19 protein-coding genes are annotated in these 16,395 nt (G+C 62.2%); 6 read left to right on the top strand and 13 right to left on the bottom strand.

Annotated elements, in window-relative coordinates:
* Positions 1-109: 109 nt before the first annotated feature.
* The 3 genes from VW35_RS14505 to truB are packed head-to-tail and all read left to right on the top strand — an operon-like array spanning position 110 to position 2,124.
* Positions 110-772 carry a hypothetical protein gene (locus tag VW35_RS14505; protein WP_046143772.1) on the top strand — a complete coding sequence of 221 codons (663 nt, stop codon included), beginning with the start codon at positions 110-112 and terminating at the stop codon, positions 770-772.
* A 33-nt stretch (positions 773-805) separates the two neighbouring features.
* Complete coding sequence (rbfA, locus tag VW35_RS14500) at positions 806-1,213, top strand: 30S ribosome-binding factor RbfA (RefSeq protein ID WP_046143771.1); 408 nt, start codon at positions 806-808, stop codon at positions 1,211-1,213.
* Positions 1,214-1,215: 2 nt separating this feature from the next.
* On the top strand, positions 1,216-2,124 hold the full coding sequence (gene truB, locus VW35_RS14495) for a tRNA pseudouridine(55) synthase TruB (RefSeq protein WP_046143770.1): 909 nt from the start codon (positions 1,216-1,218) through the stop codon (positions 2,122-2,124).
* Positions 2,125-2,242: 118 nt separating this feature from the next.
* On the opposite strand, the gene VW35_RS14490 is transcribed toward truB, so the two are convergent.
* From VW35_RS14490 to VW35_RS14475, 4 genes are read right to left on the bottom strand one after another with little or no spacing between them, the layout of a single operon-like run.
* The gene (locus VW35_RS14490) at positions 2,243-3,133 is read right to left on the bottom strand and encodes a ribokinase (protein ID WP_046143769.1); all 891 of its coding nucleotides are present in this window, start codon (positions 3,131-3,133) and stop codon (positions 2,243-2,245) included.
* Positions 3,130-3,669, bottom strand: coding sequence for a DUF1697 domain-containing protein (locus tag VW35_RS20690; RefSeq protein ID WP_052951749.1), 540 nt, complete (start codon positions 3,667-3,669; stop codon positions 3,130-3,132). Before VW35_RS20690 ends, VW35_RS14490 begins: the two co-directional genes overlap by 4 nt.
* 56 nt (positions 3,670-3,725) lie before the next feature.
* On the bottom strand, positions 3,726-4,763 hold the full coding sequence (locus tag VW35_RS14480) for an FUSC family protein (RefSeq protein ID WP_046143768.1): 1,038 nt from the start codon (positions 4,761-4,763) through the stop codon (positions 3,726-3,728).
* Between the two features lies 1 nt (position 4,764).
* Positions 4,765-5,970 carry an HlyD family secretion protein gene (locus tag VW35_RS14475; RefSeq protein ID WP_083982811.1) on the bottom strand — a complete coding sequence of 402 codons (1,206 nt, stop codon included), beginning with the start codon at positions 5,968-5,970 and terminating at the stop codon, positions 4,765-4,767.
* Positions 5,971-6,077: 107 nt separating this feature from the next.
* Between VW35_RS14475 and VW35_RS14470 the strand changes: the two genes are divergently transcribed.
* Complete coding sequence (locus VW35_RS14470) at positions 6,078-6,545, top strand: MarR family winged helix-turn-helix transcriptional regulator (RefSeq protein ID WP_161796915.1); 468 nt, start codon at positions 6,078-6,080, stop codon at positions 6,543-6,545.
* 21 nt (positions 6,546-6,566) lie between these two features.
* Here VW35_RS14470 and VW35_RS14465 read toward each other — a convergent pair whose 3' ends face one another.
* The 3 genes from VW35_RS14465 to irrA all read right to left on the bottom strand — a co-directional run bounded on the left by VW35_RS14465 (position 6,567) and on the right by irrA (position 8,643).
* Positions 6,567-7,154 carry a YdeI/OmpD-associated family protein gene (locus tag VW35_RS14465; RefSeq protein ID WP_046143766.1) on the bottom strand — a complete coding sequence of 196 codons (588 nt, stop codon included), beginning with the start codon at positions 7,152-7,154 and terminating at the stop codon, positions 6,567-6,569.
* A gap of 2 nt (positions 7,155-7,156) precedes the next feature.
* Positions 7,157-7,987 carry an arylamine N-acetyltransferase family protein gene (locus tag VW35_RS14460; protein ID WP_046143765.1) on the bottom strand — a complete coding sequence of 277 codons (831 nt, stop codon included), beginning with the start codon at positions 7,985-7,987 and terminating at the stop codon, positions 7,157-7,159.
* A 209-nt stretch (positions 7,988-8,196) separates the two neighbouring features.
* On the bottom strand, positions 8,197-8,643 hold the full coding sequence (irrA, locus tag VW35_RS14455; protein ID WP_046143764.1) for an iron response transcriptional regulator IrrA: 447 nt from the start codon (positions 8,641-8,643) through the stop codon (positions 8,197-8,199).
* A gap of 189 nt (positions 8,644-8,832) precedes the next feature.
* Between irrA and fabA the strand changes: the two genes are divergently transcribed.
* Positions 8,833-9,363, top strand: a complete 531-nt coding sequence (fabA, locus tag VW35_RS14450) for a 3-hydroxyacyl-[acyl-carrier-protein] dehydratase FabA (RefSeq protein ID WP_046143763.1) — start codon at positions 8,833-8,835, stop codon at positions 9,361-9,363.
* An 86-nt stretch (positions 9,364-9,449) separates the two neighbouring features.
* Complete coding sequence (fabB, locus tag VW35_RS14445; RefSeq protein WP_046143762.1) at positions 9,450-10,676, top strand: beta-ketoacyl-ACP synthase I; 1,227 nt, start codon at positions 9,450-9,452, stop codon at positions 10,674-10,676.
* 261 nt (positions 10,677-10,937) lie between these two features.
* Here fabB and VW35_RS14440 read toward each other — a convergent pair whose 3' ends face one another.
* The 6 genes from VW35_RS14440 to VW35_RS14415 form a co-directional block, all read right to left on the bottom strand.
* A complete protein-coding gene (locus tag VW35_RS14440) occupies positions 10,938-11,834 on the bottom strand; it encodes a hypothetical protein (RefSeq protein WP_052951747.1) in 897 nt (298 codons plus the stop codon).
* A 160-nt stretch (positions 11,835-11,994) separates the two neighbouring features.
* A complete protein-coding gene (locus VW35_RS14435) occupies positions 11,995-12,189 on the bottom strand; it encodes a hypothetical protein (RefSeq protein ID WP_152662602.1) in 195 nt (64 codons plus the stop codon).
* Between the two features lie 144 nt (positions 12,190-12,333).
* Entirely contained in the window at positions 12,334-13,314 is a 981-nt protein-coding gene (locus VW35_RS14430) for an ABC transporter substrate-binding protein (protein ID WP_046143760.1), read from the bottom strand.
* 27 nt (positions 13,315-13,341) lie between these two features.
* Entirely contained in the window at positions 13,342-14,475 is a 1,134-nt protein-coding gene (locus VW35_RS14425; protein WP_046143759.1) for an ABC transporter permease, read from the bottom strand.
* Positions 14,472-15,338, bottom strand: coding sequence for an ABC transporter permease (locus VW35_RS14420; RefSeq protein WP_046143758.1), 867 nt, complete (start codon positions 15,336-15,338; stop codon positions 14,472-14,474). Before VW35_RS14420 ends, VW35_RS14425 begins: the two co-directional genes overlap by 4 nt.
* A 145-nt stretch (positions 15,339-15,483) precedes the next feature.
* On the bottom strand, positions 15,484-16,311 hold the full coding sequence (locus VW35_RS14415; RefSeq protein WP_046143757.1) for an ABC transporter ATP-binding protein: 828 nt from the start codon (positions 16,309-16,311) through the stop codon (positions 15,484-15,486).
* Positions 16,312-16,395: the final 84 nt, after the last annotated feature.

Raw genomic sequence — 16,395 nt, 5'->3', positions numbered from 1 at the left:
CCGCGCCACCTTGCGTCGGCAAAGCTTCCTTTCTAATCGTCTGGTCAACCTGTCGGCTTTGAGGGCTTGGCCGATTTCTGCACCATGTCTTTGGGCTAAGGAGTGCCCCGTGACGCAGTTCAAGATCGCTTTGCTCGCTGTTTGTCTCGCCGCTTCCGCGGTGGCGCCCGCTTCGGCGCAGATCCGCAGCGAACCGCCTGTCGTCGAAGAGGACGGCAAGCTCGTGCTTGATGCGCTCGACCATCGGCTCTTCCTGCCGCGGCCCGATTGGATCGGCGCCGATGCCGAACCGGTGCGCGAGCGCGTGGAAATGACGTATTTGGCCGAGGACGGTCAGGCGCTTCTTGAAATCTATCCCAAGGGCGAGAGCGAAGCGCTTTGGACGACGCTTTATGGCGCGCGCATCAGCCGCGACGAACAGGAGCGAACCCTCGCCGATTATCGCGCCGCCCTGATGGTGCTCCATGCCAACAGCTGCAAGCCCGAACTCACCGGCTTTTTCCAGCTCGGTCCGGACGAGGGTGATAATCTGGCTCCGCTCGGCTTTGTCTGCGGCGCTTATCTCGATCAATACTCGACCTTTGCCGGGCTCGGCGAAGTGATGGTGGCAAGCTTCCGCCGCTCCGATAAGGGCGTTGCCATCATCTATCAGGAGTGGCGCGGCAAGAGTTTTGACCCGCGCGATCCGCAGACCTGGCCGGTCAAGACAAGCGTTGTCGAAGCCCGCGCCCGCGAATTGCAGGCCGGGGTCACGCTGAGCAAGGCGGATTGACGGCAAGGCCCTAAAAGCCTAAGCCGCTTGCCCATGAAAAAAGACCAAAAGCCCTTGGGCCCGAGCCAGCGGATGCTGCGCGTGGGCGAACTGGTGCGCCATGCCCTGGCGGATATTTTTGCGCGCGGTGAAATCGAGGATGAAGCCCTGGCCGGCTCGGTCGTGACCGTGCCCGAAGTGCGGATGACGCCCGATCTCAAGATCGCCAATGCCTATGTGATGCCGCTCGGCGGCGTCCATGCCGAAGAGATCGTCGCCGCGCTCAACCGCCACCAGAAATTCATCCGTGGCCGCATCGCGCCGCGCATCAACATGAAATATGCGCCCGACGTCCGTTTCTTCGTCGACGACACCTTTGAAGAAGCCGGCCGCATCGATGCTCTCCTGCGCTCCGATCGCGTCCGCCGCGATCTCGATGACGACGAAGACGGGCAAGACTGAGCGTGACCGAACAGAAAAAGTCCAAGAAGCGCCCCATCTCCGGCTGGGTGGTGCTCAACAAGCCTTATGACTTCACCTCCACCCAGGCGGTGGGCAAGGTGCGCTGGCTGTTTTCGGCGGCCAAGGCGGGTCATGCCGGCACGCTCGATCCCTTGGCGACGGGCATTCTCCCCATTGCCCTTGGCGAAGCAACCAAGGCCGTGCCGCAGGTGCAGGATGGCACCAAGGTCTACCGTTTCTCCATTCTCTGGGGCAGCGCGACGACTACCGACGATCGCGAAGGCGAAGTGATCGCAACGTCCGATGTCCGCCCCGACCGCGCCGCGCTCGAAGCCCTCTTGCCGCAGTTCACCGGCCTCATCATGCAGCGCCCGCCGATCTATTCCGCGCTCAAGATCGATGGCGAGCGCGCCTATGACTTGGCCCGTGCCGGCGAAACGGTGGAACTCGCGCCCCGCCCGATCGAGATCGATGCGCTTGAAGTGATCGCGCATGGAGCCGAAGAGTCCGTGTTGGAAGTCACCTGCGGCAAGGGCACCTATGTGCGCTCGCTGGCTCGCGACATCGCCGAGGCGCTCGGCACGCGCGGCCATGTCGGCAGCCTCCACCGAGCCGCCGTCGGCCCCTTTTCCGATGAAGACGCCGTCACCATCGAACAACTCGAGGCTCTTGAAGCCGGCGACGCGCGCGACGCGCTGCTGGCTCCCGTATCGGCCGGCCTCGTCGATCTCCCCGAGATCCGTCTTGATGCCGGCCAGGCCGGCGCCGTGGGCAATGGCAACGCCATCCTCCTTACCGGAGCCGGCGCACCAGCCCAGCTCGACGAATGCTGGGTCAGCTTCAAGGGCAAGGTTTTGGCCACAGGCTCGGTCGAATTCGGCCAGTTCAAGCCGCGCCGCGTTTTCAACTAGGGCTATTTCTCGATAGCCCTCATTGCCGGGCTCGGCCCGGCAATCCATCTTGCCTACGCATGGACCACCCGAGACAAGCCCGGTGGTGAGCGGCAAAACGTGCTGGGTTGGCTTGTCCTCAAACCAGCGCGTCTACATCCTTGGCCATCGGAATGGCCGGCTGAGCCCCTGGATTGAGACAGGCAAGGCTACCCGCCACCGCCGCGCGGCGCATCGCCTGTTCAAGTGTCATGCCTCCATCGAGGCTGGCGGCCAGATATCCGCAGAACGTATCGCCCGCCCCAACCGTATCGACCGGCGTCACCTTGTGGGCCGGCACGGCGAACTTGCCTTGGGGCGACGCGGCGCGCGCGCCATCGGGCCCGAGCGTGACGACGATGGTGCGGCCGGTCTCTGCCACCCACGCGTCCATGGCCGCTTCGAGTTCGTCGATGGGGCGGCCGGAAAGCAGCGCGAATTCGGTCTCGTTGGCGACGACGATATCGGCGAGCGGAGCCAGGTCCGGCGTATCGTCGAGGAACGGGGCGGTATTGAGAACGCTCCGGGCACCCCTGGCACGCGCCATTTCGAGCGCCCGGCGGGTTGCCGCTTGCGGAATTTCCTGCTGCACCAGCATCGTGTCCTTTGCCGTCAGGCGGCCCAGCGTCCGCTCGGCATCATCGGGGCTCATCGTGCCATTGGCGCCCGGCAGGATGGCGATGACATTCTCGCCCTCCGCGTCGACGAAAATCATGGCAATGCCCGTTGCCGCCTGCGCCTTGCGCATCTCGCTGAGGTCGACGCCACCCTTATCGAGAAGCGCGAGCGCCATATCGGCAAAGGCATCGTCGCCCACGGCCGAGACGTGCAGCACCTCGGCGCCCGCCCGCCGGGCCGCCAGCGCCTGATTGGCGCCCTTGCCCCCCGGGGCCATGGAAAATGTGCCGCCCGCCACGGTTTCGCCGGGCTTTGGCAGGCGCGAAACGGTGCCGACCTGATCGAGATTGGTTGAGCCGAAAACAACGATCACTTGAGGACCTTTTCGATGGTGTTCCAGTTGCGCATGGTGTCGAGGTTGTCCTTGCCCAGCTTGGCACGGAGCGGCTTCAACACCTCTTCGACGCCTTCCGTATAGCGGCCATTGGCCTGACGATAGCCGGCAATATAGATTTCCCGCTGATCGATGCGCAGGATTTCGGTGTGGCCGGGCTTGTCCTCGACCGCAAGGCCCTTGGGCAGCGCTGCGTCGAACAAAACGACATGCCGCGTGACATCGGCCTTGGGGTCGAGTTTGTCGAACGGATGCTTGTCGAGCATCTTTTCGATCTCGTCCTCGGTGCGCAGCACGACCCCGACCTTGAAGCCGAAACTGTCTTCGAGCGTCTTTTCGAGCATTGCCTTGGTTTTTGCCGGCGCTCCCTTGGCGGCAAAGCGCACATTGCCGCTCGCAAGGATCGTCTTGACCGCTTCGAATCCCGCCTTTTCGAGGCAATCCTTGAGTTCGGCCATTTTCATCTGCCGCTTGCCAAGGTTGATGCCGCGCAAAAAAGCTATGTCCAAATCCATGTCCGCCTCCCCGCGATCACGCGCCAAGGCGATAGGTAGCACCAGCCGCCGCGCTTTCAAAGGCGCACGGCGGCGTCTTCCGGCGTGTCGTCGCGCGGCACGAACATCTCTTCGAGCAGCGAGAGCAGCACGATGCCCGCAAGCATGATGCCAACCGTGATGCTGACGCGCTGCACCACCACCTCGAGGGCCGAATTGGCGCCATAGATCGAGGAAAGGACGATGACGAGAGCAACCGAGCAGACATATTGGTAGTATTGCGGCCGCGCTGCGCCCGTGGTCATGCGGTCGATGAGCCCATAGGTGATGGCAGAGAGAAGCAGTAGCAGCACGATGAACTGCGGCACGAGATTGTAGAGCGCGAGCGCCGCAACACCGACCATTGCACCGACAATGGTGCCGCCGCCGCGATCGACCACCTGTTCCATACGGCCCCCATGATCGGGCTCGGCGCAGACAAAGACCATCATGATCGGCGCGATGAGGAGGCTGATATTGTTGGTCGCATAGGTCGCGATGAGCGTTGCGAGATAAACGCCGACGCGAATGGCGAGTTCGACGCTCGGGTTTCTCGACACATGCGGCTTGGGACTTTCGATGTGGACGCGCTTGGTCCGCGGGGGAAACAGAAGATTAGTGAGAACCGCCGCTGCGCCGACAAGCAGGCCGCCTGAAACCATGCTGTCGCGAATTGTGGCGAGGGCATATTCATTATAGAGCGCCGAGAGCGACATCATCGCCGGAAAGACGGTGAGGAGCATGCCTGCGCGCGAGCCGCGGAACAGCATGAGCGCAATGCCGCCTGCAGCCAGCAGAACGTTCATGAAAAGAAAGATCAGCGGTTCGTTGACCGTAACCGCGGCGAGCCACGAAAAGACGATCGCAACGACCGGCAGCATCAAGGGCCCGGCAAAGGTACGCGCCGTCAGCGCGCCGCGTTGGCCGGAGAGAAGGCTCATGCCGATGGCAATGGGCAGCATCGGCTGCGTCATGCCCAATGGCTCGGCAAGGGCAAAGCAGAGCGCCACGCCCAGCATGGTGCGCAAAGCGAGATAGGGATCTTCGTTGGGATCGACCCGCGAAAGCTGTTCCATCTTAGTTGAAACCGGAAATCACGCTCGAAAGCGACAGCATGAAGGTGGCGATCGCCGACACGAGGCTCCCATCATCGGGCAGGACCAGCGCCGCCGCTTCCGAGCCGAGCCGGACATTGGCGGGAAGGGCCGCCGGATCGTCGATGCTGAGGCGCACCGGGATTTTGCGGGCCGGCGGAAACCAGCGTGTGTCGGTCGAGGATTGCGCGAGGCCGCCATTGGACGTGCGGCCGCTCGAAATGCCCCAGGCAATGGAATCGACCGTCGCGTCGAACCGGCGGCCGGGAGCCGCTTCGAAAACCACATAGGCCTTGTCGCCCGGCGCGACATTGACGAGCTGGTTCTCGCGGAAGTCGACGACAACCGAGCCGCGGTCGCCCGAAACAAAGGTCATGACCGGCGAACCGGCCGCGACAAACTGCCCCTGGGTCAGGAGAAGATTGGACACATGTCCGTCCGTCGGGGCGACGACGGTGGTGCTCTCGAGGGCGAACCGGGCTTTTTCGACGCCAGCCTTGGCGGCGCGATAATTGGGATTGGTGTCGTCGAGCGGACCGGCCGCGGTGGTGACGCGGGTCAATTCGGCCTTGGCGGCGGCGACATTGAGTTCTGCAGTCTGGAAATTGCCCTCGGCCTGGGTGAGTTGTGCATCGGTGAGAAGGCCCCGCTCATGCATCTGGCGGGCGCGTGTCACGGCATCCTCTGCGGTCGTCAATGCCACCTGGGCCTGGCTGAGCTTGGCTTCCGTCGCCGGAATGGCCGCGCTGGCCGAAGAGATATTGGTCGAGGTAAGGTCGAGCTGCGCCTCGGCCTGGGCCACATCCATGTGGAACGTCGTCTCGTCGATGCGGAAGAGCGGCTCGCCCGCCTTGACGCTCGAATTGTCGGCAACAAGCACTTCGGCAACCGGGCCCGCGACACGGGCAGCGATCTGGGTGACATTGCCCATGACGGAACCGCCCGAAGCAAACGGCGCGTTGTGGTCGGAGAGCGGATACCAGGCGATGGCGCCGCCAAGCGCAATGAACAGGCCTATGCCGATTCGCCGCGCTTTCTTGCGGCTGCGCGTGGATTTTGCAGGTTTGGCCGGCCTGATTGTGTCCGCCTCGGGCAAGGTTTCGCGCGGGACGATCGCGATGCGTGCGTCGGCGCGGCTGGCATTGGCGGCTTGAATGTCGCCCTCGGTCATAGGAGAAAGCTGGGCCATTTGGGGTTCTGTTGGTTGTCTTGGCGTTGAGACTAGGTAGAACCTTCGATATCGCTTTGCAAGAAAGTATCTTTCCAAAATAGCAACTCATATGAGGAATGAGCCTGATGCATGACCAGATCGATGCGCTGATCCGCGATCTCAACGATGAGATGAGCCGCGGCTATCGGGCCTTTTCGGCAGCGGTCGGGCTCAACCTTTCCGATCTGATGGCCATCGGCTTCATCCGCGATCAGGAAGGCAAGGCGACGCCGACCGCGCTCGCCCGCCAGCTCGGCATGACCTCGGGCGCCACGGCCATCCTGATCAATCGGCTCGAAAGGGAAAATTACGTTCTGCGAGCCCAGCACCCGACGGATCGGCGCGGTACGCTCCTCAAGGTCGGCCCCGCGGCCGAAAAGGTCAGCTCTATTCTGCTCTCGAGCCGGGCCCAGCGATTGCGCGAGGCCGTGCTCGATCGCTATTCGCCCGCCGACCTCGAAGTGGTCGAGCGCTTTCTTTCCGACATCGTCGGGGCGCTCCGCCAGCGCAACGAGCGGTTGGAAGACGAACTGGCGGAAAAGAAGGGCGAGTAGTCTTTCAGTTTCGGAGAAAGCCTATTTCTGCGGATAGATGGTCTCGCCGCGGGCGAGCATGTCGACGAAACCGGCGATCTTCTTGGCCCGTCCCGCTGCAGTCTTGAGGCTATGGACGCGAAAAGTCAGCGCGAAGCGGTTCTGGGAAGACAGCCGCTCATAAGTCTTGAGGGCCTCTGGATTGAGCGTGATGGCCGCGAGAAGATCTTCCGGTGCGTCCATCGTCGTCTTGTAGGCGGCGTCCCAGCGCCCATCTGCCTTGGCAAGGTCGACATGTTTGAGACCATGCTCGGTCATCAGCCCCGCTTCGATGAGGCGCGCGACATTGTCCCGGTTGATCTGGCTCCAGACTGATTTGGGCCGGCGCGGACAATAGCGCTGCACGAAGCTGATCTCGTCCCAGCTTTTCTTGATCGCGTCGATCCAGCCCCAGCACAGCACCGCATCGATCGCCTCGACCGGGCTGATCGTTTGCCGCCCGCTGTTTTTCTTGAAGATGCGGATCCAGACTTCTTCTGCCGTATCGTGGTGTTCCGCCAGCCAGTCGTAGAAGGCTCGAAAATCCTCGAATTCCCGGATCCGATCCTCCTGGACGAGCACCGGCGCCAAGGCTAGGCCTCCGGCTGCGCCGGCAGCAGGGCGGCCAGCTTGGCGTCGAGCTTGCCATTCTCGGGCACGGCCAGCCCAAATTCATCGGCCAGCACCGCGCGAATGTCGGCAACCGATGTCAGTTCGCGTTTTTCAGCCGTCCCGCCCGTCGGCTGCACGGTAAAAATTCGGTTGTGAAGTTTGAGCCGCTTGCCGCTGGGGGAAAGCGCAACGCGCAATTCGAAGGTAAAAAGGCTAGTTGGGTTGCTCGCGATATCGCGGTTGATATCCCAGATATCGTCTTCCTTGACCGGCTCGGTCGTGAAGGCGTAAACCGCCCGCCACTCGTCCCCGATCTTGGCCTCGAGCGTCCAGTCGGGGTCGCCGCCGATCAGGCGAAACACCTCGTGGGGCGTTTCCTGCTCGACATCGGCGCGCAGCCGTAGCGGCGTGGTCAGCGTCAGCCCGCCAAAACCCACATCGGCGATATATTTGACGCCCTTGAGGTCGACGAGCACCAGCATGTGGCTCGGCGGCCGGTCCCGGCCCTCGGGATTGGTCCAGACGACACGCGCCAAAAGCGGACGGACCTCGTATTCGAGATCGGCCAGAACGCGCATGAAGAGATAGTTCTGCTCGAAGCAATAGCCGCCCCGCCGTTCGGCCAGCAACTTCTTTTCAAGGCTCCGCTGATCGAGCAAAACGCCCTCGCCCATCAGCGGACTGAGATTTTCAAAAGGGATCGCCGCCGGGTGAAGGGCGTGCAGCAGGTCCAGGGTCTGTAGGGTTGGGGCGATGGAACCGGCAAATCCGATTCGCTCGAAATAGGCGTTGATATTGACCTTTTCGGGCATCGACCACCTTTGTCGCTGTTTCCTTGGCCCCACTATATGGGGAACGGACACCGCTTTGTCACGGAAGACATTTTTGTCTGACGACGATTTCTCGCTTCCCGGCCGCCGTCACCCTCGGGCGTCATCCGGAAGAACGTCGCTCAAAAGCAAAGCCGCAAGGACAGCCCCGGGCCTGGCCCCGAAGCTCGCGACGACCTTCGTCTGGAAAATTATCCCTGCGCCTTGCGGACGCGGATGACCACGTCGACATGGGAGACTTCCATCCCCTGCGGCGGCTGCGGCAGTGCCTTGAACTCTACCGAAGAGGCCGGGATGTCGATCATCCGCTGTTCGTCTTCGATGAAGAAATGGTGATGGTCCGACGTGTCAGTATCGAAATAGGACCGCGAAGCATCGATCGCCACTTCGCGCAGCAGCCCGGCTTCATGAAACTGGTGCAGCGTGTTGTAGATCGTTGCGAGCGACACGTTCACATCGGCAGCATTGGCTTCCGTGTGCAATTGTTCTGCACTGACGTGGCGGTGCGGGCCACCAAAAAGCAGCTCGGCAAGGGCAACGCGCTGGCGCGTCGGCCGGAGGCCAGCCATGCGCAACACCGCCGTCAGGCAGGGCGTGCGGGACGGGTTGGACCGGTCGGCAAGGTCGTGGTCGGGCATAGGGCCAGTGGTGCTCGTCTATAAAGTCCGGTAATTCCTGGACCTTCTTATAATGGCGGCAAGCGCTTGAAACAAGTCGCGCAACCGTCATCGGCCCTCATGGCTTGTGTGGCTAGGCCTCTGGGTTGGCTTGACCCCCCATTCGCGCCCCTATACGAGACAAGGCTTGAGCAAAGTGGGGAAGGGTTAATGGCGGACCGACAACACGCTTTTGGTTATGAAGAGCTGCTGGCGCACGGCCGGGGCGAATTGCCCGGCCAGATGGACGCGCGCCTGCCTGCACCGCCCATGCTGATGTTCAACCGCATCACCCATATCGACGACACCGGCGGCGCCTTCAACAAGGGCTCGGTGACGGCGGAACTCGACGTCAATCCCGACCTCTGGTTCTTCCAGTGCCACTTTATCGGCGATCCCGTCATGCCCGGCTGCCTCGGCCTAGATGCCGTCTGGCAAATGACGGGCTTTTTCCTCGGTTGGATCGGCCAGCCCGGCCGCGGTCGCGCCCTTGGTGGCGAGATCAAGTTCACCGGCCAGGTGACCAATGACGTCAAGCTCGTGGAATACGGCATCGACATCAAGCGCGTCATGCGCTCGCGTCTGACGCTCGGAATCGCCGACGGCTGGGTCAAGGCTGACGGGAAATTGATCTACGAAGCCAAGGACCTGCGCGTTGGCCTTTTTACAGATGCACAACTGCACGAACAAAAAAGCGCCTGATCTTCGGTCTTAATGCCGAACCGTTCCGAACTATATATGAGGCGCCAGGCCCCAATGGCACCCATGCGACGAGAAGCGAGGATGACATGAGACGAGTAGTGGTAACCGGCATGGGTATCATCTCTTCGATCGGCAACTCGCTCGACGAAGTGACGACCAGCCTGCGTACGGCCAAGCCCGGCATCGTTTTTGCCGAAGACTATGCCGAACTGGGTTTCCGCTCGCAGGTCAAGGGCGATCCGCGCCTTGATCCCTTTGAAATTCTGGATCGCCGTGTCACCCGCTTCATGGGCAAGGGCGCGGCCTGGAATTATCTCGCCATGCAGCAGGCGATCGCCGATGCAGGGCTCGAAGCGTCCGATATCTCCAACCCGATGACCGGCATCGTCATGGGTTCGGGCGGCGCGTCCACGCGCACCATCGTCGAAGCCGCCGATGTCACGCGCGAAAAGAAATCGCCCAAGCGCATCGGGCCGCTCGCCGTACCCAAGGCCATGGGCTCGACGGCATCAGCTACGCTCGCGACCGCCTTTGCCATCAAGGGCGTCAACTACACGATCACCGCGGCCTGCGCGACCTCCAAGCATTGCATCGGCAATGCCATGGAACAGATCATGCTCGGCAAGCAGGACATCGTCTTTGCCGGCGGCCACGAAGACCTCGACTGGACGCTGTCCGATCTCTTCGACGCCATGGGTGCGATGAGTTCCAATTATAACGACACGCCCGAAAAAGCCTCGCGCTGCTACGACGCGGCCCGCGACGGCTTCGTCATCTCCGGCGGCGCCGGTGTGCTGGTGCTCGAAGAGCTCGAACACGCCAAGGCCCGCGGCGCGAAAATCTGGGCCGAAGTCGTTGGTTATGGCGCGACCTCCGACGGTCTCGACATGGTCGCACCCTCGGGTGAAGGCGCCGAGCGCTGCATGCGCATGGCCCTCAAGAACATCAAGGCTCCGATCGACTACATCAATCCCCATGCCACCTCGACCCCGGTCGGCGATCTCAAGGAAATCGAAGCGCTCCGCGCCGTCTTCGGCAACGAGGACAAGTGCCCGCCCATCTCGGCTACCAAGTCGCTGACCGGTCACAGCCAGGGCGCCACCGGCGTGCACGAATCGATCTATTCTATCCTGATGATGAAGCACCGCTTCATCGCCGAAAGCGCCAATATCGAAGTCCTCGACCCGGCCTTTGCCGACATGCCAATCCTCCGCCAGCGCCGCGACGACGTCGACCTCGGCTATGTCCTGTCGAACTCCTTCGGCTTCGGCGGCACCAACGCTGCGCTGGTCTTCAAGCATCCTGACGCCTGACGGCGAACAGCTCCATTGATTTCTGACCAACGTCACCACCGGGTTTGTCCCGGTGGTCCACGATACTAACCGGCTCCGAAGATGGATTGCCGGGACAAGCCCGGCAATGACGGCTAAGGGCGCAAAAAAAACGGGGCCTTTCGGCCCCGCTTCTTTTTCCCGTCAGGTGACGAGGAAGATGATGATGATCAGCCAGATCGGTACGCCGAGGAGCCAGAGGGCAAGACCTTTGAACATGGTGTGTTTCCTTTCCCCGTCTGATCAGAACCGACGGAAAACGTCGGCGAGGACCGTATTGTCGTCGCGGTGGTTGCCGCCCTTCTGGGCTGCCCAATAGGCGCCGATGGCCGAAACCAGCGTCGTTGCAGCAATAAGGAAGGCCGCGATGATCGCCGTATTGCGGGCGATACGCGCCGCTTCCACGGCCTGCTGCTTGGCGCCGTCGATGCCGACGATCACCTGGTCGACGCGGGCCGCCGATTCTTCCGGCGTGAGGCCGGTATTGGCAGCAACGACCTGGGCGAGATAGGTGCGGTCGGCTTCCGGCACGGTGCCGTCACCAAGCGCTGCCTGGGCGAAGATGCGGGCCGCTTCGCCGCGCGCTGCTTCCGTATCGCCAGCGGCAGGCTGGGCCGAGCGGAAGAGCTGGTCGGTGAAATAGGCATTGGGGTCGATCGCATCGGCAGCGCCCTCGGCCACATTGGACGTCGCGGTCGTGGCAGTTGCCAGCGCCGAACCGGCCATATTGGCTGCAGCACCCACACCGCCGACGGCGATGATGGCACCGAGCACGGTTGCGCCGGCCCAGACGATCAGGCCATGGGCGCCATCGCGCACATCGCTTTCGTCTTCCGTCGCGTCGAAATGGCGGCGGCGCAGGCGTCCGGCGAGATAGCCGCCAGCCATCAGGCTCGAAACCTGGACCCATAGGAACCAGCTGGCTGCGGCAATGCCGACCAAGACGCCCGGGGCGCCTTCACGGGCATTGAAATCGACGAAGTTGAGGCCGACGGCCGAGCCGAAGGCGATGAAAAGCAGCGAGATGGCGCAGGCAAAGATGATGCCGGCGATGATCGCGGACCAGTCGACATAGCTGGCGCTGTCACGCGCGGCAGAAGCGTCGACGACCGCAACTTCGGTCGGTTGAACGATGGTCATGGTGTCTGCCCCCGGCTCAGGCGAGGCCGATGAACGACAGGATGGCCATGACGATGACCACGAGACCGACGAGATAGATGATGGAATTCATGAGTGAGCCCTCCGTAAGTTACGTGTGTTCACACAACTGAGAGCGAACCGATTCGTTCCGGCGAGGCGTTCAGCCGGTAAACTGGCGCACATAGGCCACGATGGGCGCGAGGTATTGCGGGTTGGCATAGAGGAACCAGGCGCCGGCCGCGAGCGCCAGCACGATGGCGATCCCGACCACTTTTTTGACCACCGAGAAGACGAGCCAGGCGATGACCACGGCGCCAATGCCAAAACCCATCAGGGTAAGCGGATCTGTCGGCATGGGCTCTCCTCGGTTTTGCGCCTTGTGCCGATGATCGATGGCAATTTCAAGATTTTTGGGATTTGGACCGGCGCTCCCCACGCATCCACCCAAACAAAAGCGGGCAGGGATCGCTCCCCGCCCGCCAGTCGCAAGGCCCAAAAACTACTTCAGCGCGTCGGTGACGACGGTGGTGTAGGCGCCTTCCGGCTCGGCCTTGATGATCTGCTGGTCAAGGAGCGCCTTGACCGTGCGGTCATAGGTCGTCATGTCGAGCGCGGCATCATTGGCGTCGACGAGTTTTGATACTTCGCCCACCATATAGAGCTGGTGCTCGAGGGTCGCAGCGCCGGTTTCGTCGCTGTCGACGACGATCTGCGCGGCTTCCTCGGGGTTGTCGAGCGCATACTGCCAACCCTTCATCGAGGCGCGGACAAAGCGGGTATAGGCATCGACCTTGGCCGGATCGTCGAGCGTGTCTTCCATGACATAAAGCCCGTCTTCCAAGAGGTCATTGCCCATCTCGGTATAGTTGAAGATGGTCAGGTTATCCGGGCCATAGCCGGCGTCGAGCGCCTGGCCATATTCGTTATAGGTCATCACCGAGATACAGTCCGCCTGGCCCTGGATCATCGGCTGGATGTCGAAGCTCTGCTGCAAAACGGTGACGCCTTCGGGCGAGCCATCGGTCTTGATGCCTTCCTTGTTCATCCAGGCAAAGAACGGATACTCGTTGCCGAAGAACCAGACGCCCAGCGTATGGCCCGGGAAGTCGGCGACGGTGTTGATGTTGTTTTCCTTGGGGCAGATCATCATCAGGCCCGAGCGCTTGAACGGCTGGGCAATGTTGACGAGCGGCACGCCGGTATCGCGCGCGGCAAGACCGGCCGCCATCCAGGTGACGATGATGTCGGCGCCGCCCCCGGCGATCACCTGTTCCGGCGCGATGTTCGGCCCGCCGGGCAGGATGGTCAGATCGATATCTTCCTCGTCGTAAAAGCCCTTTTCCTTGGCGACGAGATAGCCAGCGAACTGCGCTTGGGTCACCCACTTCAATTGCAGTGTGAGTGCATCGGCCGCAAAGGCGCTTGGCAGAGCGGCCAGCGCCATGGTGCCTGCAAGAAGGCCCGTAAGAAGAGTTTTCATGTGTCGTTCCCTTTTCCCTGTTTTCCCTTACGCCCGTCCACCACGGACCGACGGATGCCAGAAGGTGACGCCCCTTTCGATGAGGGCGAGCACCCCGTAGAAGGCAGACCCCGCGACCGCGGCAACCGCGATCTCCGCCCAGACCAGGTCGATGGCAAGACGCCCCACCCCGGTCGAAATTCGGAAGCCCATCCCCACAACAGGCGTCCCGAAGAATTCCGCTACGATTGCGCCGATCAAGGCCAGAGTCGAGTTGATCTTGAGGGCATTGAAAATAAACGGCCCCGCAGCGGGGAGGCGCAGTTTAAGCAGCGTCTGCCAATAGGAGGCAGCATAGGTGCGCATCAGGTCGCGCTCGATGGAGGAGGCCGCATTGAGCCCCGCCACCGTGTTGACCAGCATGGGGAAAAACGTCATCGCGACGACGACGGCGGCTTTGCTCTGCCAATCAAAGCCGAACCACATGACCATGATGGGCGCGATGCCGATGATCGGCAGCGCCGACATGAAATTGCCGATCGGCAGGAGCCCGGCTTTCAGGAAGGGCGAGCGATCAACGGCTATGGCAACGACCAGCCCGGCAAGGCAGCCGATGACGTAGCCGGGAATGACCGACTTGATAAAAGTCTGGACGAAATCGGCCCAGAGGATCGGCGCCGAATTGGCCAATTGTGTCCCGATCGCCGACGGGGCGGGAAGCAACACGGGTGGCACATTGGCGCCGCGTGTAATCGCTTCCCAGAGGATCAGCAGCGTCAGCCCGAAGGTAATGGGAATGATGACGCCTGTACCCGTCTCGGGCAATCGCCCATCGCGAATGGCCGCCGAAAGCCGCTCGGCAAAATTCCAGGTCAGCAGCCAGAATGCGATAAGGCTCTGCCAGTAAGCCGGCCCGCCAATAGCCCCGGCAAAGCCAGCCACCGCGCCGGGCAGCATGAGCGCCGAACCAAAGAGCAGCACCAGGCTGACCAGCGGCTGCCACAGCGTCCAGCGGGTCAAAAGCCCGATTCCGCCAGCGAGAACAAGGCCAATGATGGGCAACAGGAGGAGGCGCCCAGCCGGAGCAGCCGCGCCGTCCGCCAGCACCACCTCTGGCGTTACGATAGCCAGCAGCGCAGACAGCGTCCCCAGAGTGGCAAGGATGCGATGCCGAAAAATCATGCCCGCACCCCATTGGGCGCATTGACCGCGCGCTCGGCCATCCCGACGATCGCCACCAGCACCGCTGCCAGGCCCGCTGCGATAAAGAGCGCTGCCCAGATCTGCACTGTCTGGCCATTGTAGGAGCCCGTGAGCAGCCGGACCCCGAGGCCACCCCCGGCGGCATTGGAGAGCTCGGCCACCACCGCCCCGATCAGCGAAATCGCGATGCCGACCTTCATCGAGGCAAAAAGAAAGGGCAGGGCGGAGGGCCAGCGCAGCTTCCAAAAGACCTGCCAGGGATTGGCGTCATAAGTCCGCATCAGATCGAGCTGAATGCGCTCGGGTGAGCGCAAGCCCTTGACCATGCCGACGACGACCGGAAAGAACGACAGATACATCGAAATCAGCGCCTTGGGCACCAGCCCCGTCACTCCGACGGCCCCAAGCCCCACCACCACCATCGGCGCCACCGCCAAAATAGGAATGGTCTGGCTCGCAATGATCCAGGGCATCAGCGACCGGTCGGAAGCATCATTGTGAATGATGGCGACGGCCAGACCCACGCCAAGCGCCGTCCCGAACACAAAGCCCAAAAGCGTCGCCGACAACGTGATCCAGGCATGAAGCGCCAAGGATCGGCGCGAGGTAAACTCGAGCCCCATCGTCGCATTCCAGATTTCCGCAAACACCTGGTGCGGCGCCGGCAAAACCGGCTTGTCCTGACCCCAGGTCTGCTGGGCGAAGGTCAGGAAGGGCACGTCCGTCAGGTCTGCGCGACCATTGAGCGTGTTCTGCCACGGCGCATTCATCCAGATGGCAGCGGCATACCAGAAGGCGAGGATGGCGAGAAGAATGGTGAGGATTGGGAGGATGCGGTTCACCGTGGCAACACCCCCACCCTACCTCCCCCTCTAAGGGGGAGGGGCTGCTCCAGTGGCTCTGCCGCATTGGCGCCCAGCTCACCGGCCGGTCCCGCCCCCTGCAAGGGGGAGGCTGGGAGGGGGTAACCCTGAGGTGCCCAAAACATCACACCACCTCCTCATAACTATGCCCGGCCCTCAAACCATCCCTGACCCGCGCCGCTATCGCCAGAAACTCCGGCGTCTCGCGAATATCGAGCGGTCGCTCGCGCGGCAGATTGCTCTCGATGACATCCGTCACCCGCCCCGGCCGCGGCGACATGACGACGATCTTGGTCGAGAGATACACCGCCTCGGGAATCGAATGCGTCACAAAGCAGATCGTTTTTTTGGTCCTGTCCCAGAGCTTCAGCAGCTCAGAATTGAGATGGTCGCGCACGATTTCGTCGAGCGCCCCGAAGGGCTCATCCATAAGCAGGAGATCGGCATCGAAAGCCAAGGCGCGCGCAATGGAGGCTCGCTGCTGCATGCCGCCCGAAAGCTGCCAGGGATATTTCTTTTCGAACCCGGAAAGATTGACGAGATCGAGCGTCCGCTTGATCCGCTCGGTCTGCTGGGCCTGCGAATGCCCCATGATTTCGAGCGGCAGCGCCACGTTCTTCTCGATCGTCCGCCAGGGATAGAGTGCTGGTGCCTGGAACACATAGCCATAGGCCCGGTCTTTTCGTGCGTTTTCCGGCGTCTGGCCGTTGATGCGCAGCGTGCCCGAGGTCGGCTGTTCGAGATCGGCAATGGTGCGCAAAAACGTCGTCTTGCCACAGCCCGACGGCCCGATGAATGAAACGAAGTCACCCTTTTCGATGGTCAGGTTGACGTCGGACAAAGCAACGACATCGCCATCGGCGGTGGGAAAAGTGAGGCCGAGGTTTTGGGCCTGGACGACAGCGAGTGCAGCACCCGTGCCTGTCGTTGATGTGGTGGTCGTGACGGACAAGGGTGGTGCCTTTCTCAGCCTATGGATGGGCCTGCAATGCCTGATGCAAGGCGCATGCCGCGTACCGCCTATCCACCAATTCGG

This window comes from Devosia soli (assembly GCF_000970455.1).
Lineage (GTDB): Bacteria > Pseudomonadota > Alphaproteobacteria > Rhizobiales > Devosiaceae > Devosia > Devosia soli.
This window is presented reverse-complemented; position numbering and strand designations above follow the sequence as displayed.

Excerpts from the sequence above, each read along its gene's own strand:
- rbfA (WP_046143771.1), top strand. The coding sequence starts at position 806 with ATGAAAAAAGACCAAAAGCCCTTGGGCCCGAGCCAGCGGATGCTGCGC.
- VW35_RS20690 (WP_052951749.1), bottom strand. The coding sequence starts at position 3,669 with ATGGATTTGGACATAGCTTTTTTGCGCGGCATCAACCTTGGCAAGCGG.
- VW35_RS14480 (WP_046143768.1), bottom strand. The coding sequence starts at position 4,763 with ATGGAACAGCTTTCGCGGGTCGATCCCAACGAAGATCCCTATCTCGCT.
- VW35_RS14475 (WP_083982811.1), bottom strand. The coding sequence starts at position 5,970 with ATGGCCCAGCTTTCTCCTATGACCGAGGGCGACATTCAAGCCGCCAAT.
- VW35_RS14470 (WP_161796915.1), top strand. The coding sequence starts at position 6,078 with ATGCATGACCAGATCGATGCGCTGATCCGCGATCTCAACGATGAGATG.
- VW35_RS14460 (WP_046143765.1), bottom strand. The coding sequence starts at position 7,987 with ATGCCCGAAAAGGTCAATATCAACGCCTATTTCGAGCGAATCGGATTT.
- irrA (WP_046143764.1), bottom strand. The coding sequence starts at position 8,643 with ATGCCCGACCACGACCTTGCCGACCGGTCCAACCCGTCCCGCACGCCC.
- fabA (WP_046143763.1), top strand. The coding sequence starts at position 8,833 with ATGGCGGACCGACAACACGCTTTTGGTTATGAAGAGCTGCTGGCGCAC.
- fabB (WP_046143762.1), top strand. The coding sequence starts at position 9,450 with ATGAGACGAGTAGTGGTAACCGGCATGGGTATCATCTCTTCGATCGGC.
- VW35_RS14440 (WP_052951747.1), bottom strand. The coding sequence starts at position 11,834 with ATGACCATCGTTCAACCGACCGAAGTTGCGGTCGTCGACGCTTCTGCC.
- VW35_RS14435 (WP_152662602.1), bottom strand. The coding sequence starts at position 12,189 with ATGCCGACAGATCCGCTTACCCTGATGGGTTTTGGCATTGGCGCCGTG.
- VW35_RS14430 (WP_046143760.1), bottom strand. The coding sequence starts at position 13,314 with ATGAAAACTCTTCTTACGGGCCTTCTTGCAGGCACCATGGCGCTGGCC.
- VW35_RS14425 (WP_046143759.1), bottom strand. The coding sequence starts at position 14,475 with ATGATTTTTCGGCATCGCATCCTTGCCACTCTGGGGACGCTGTCTGCG.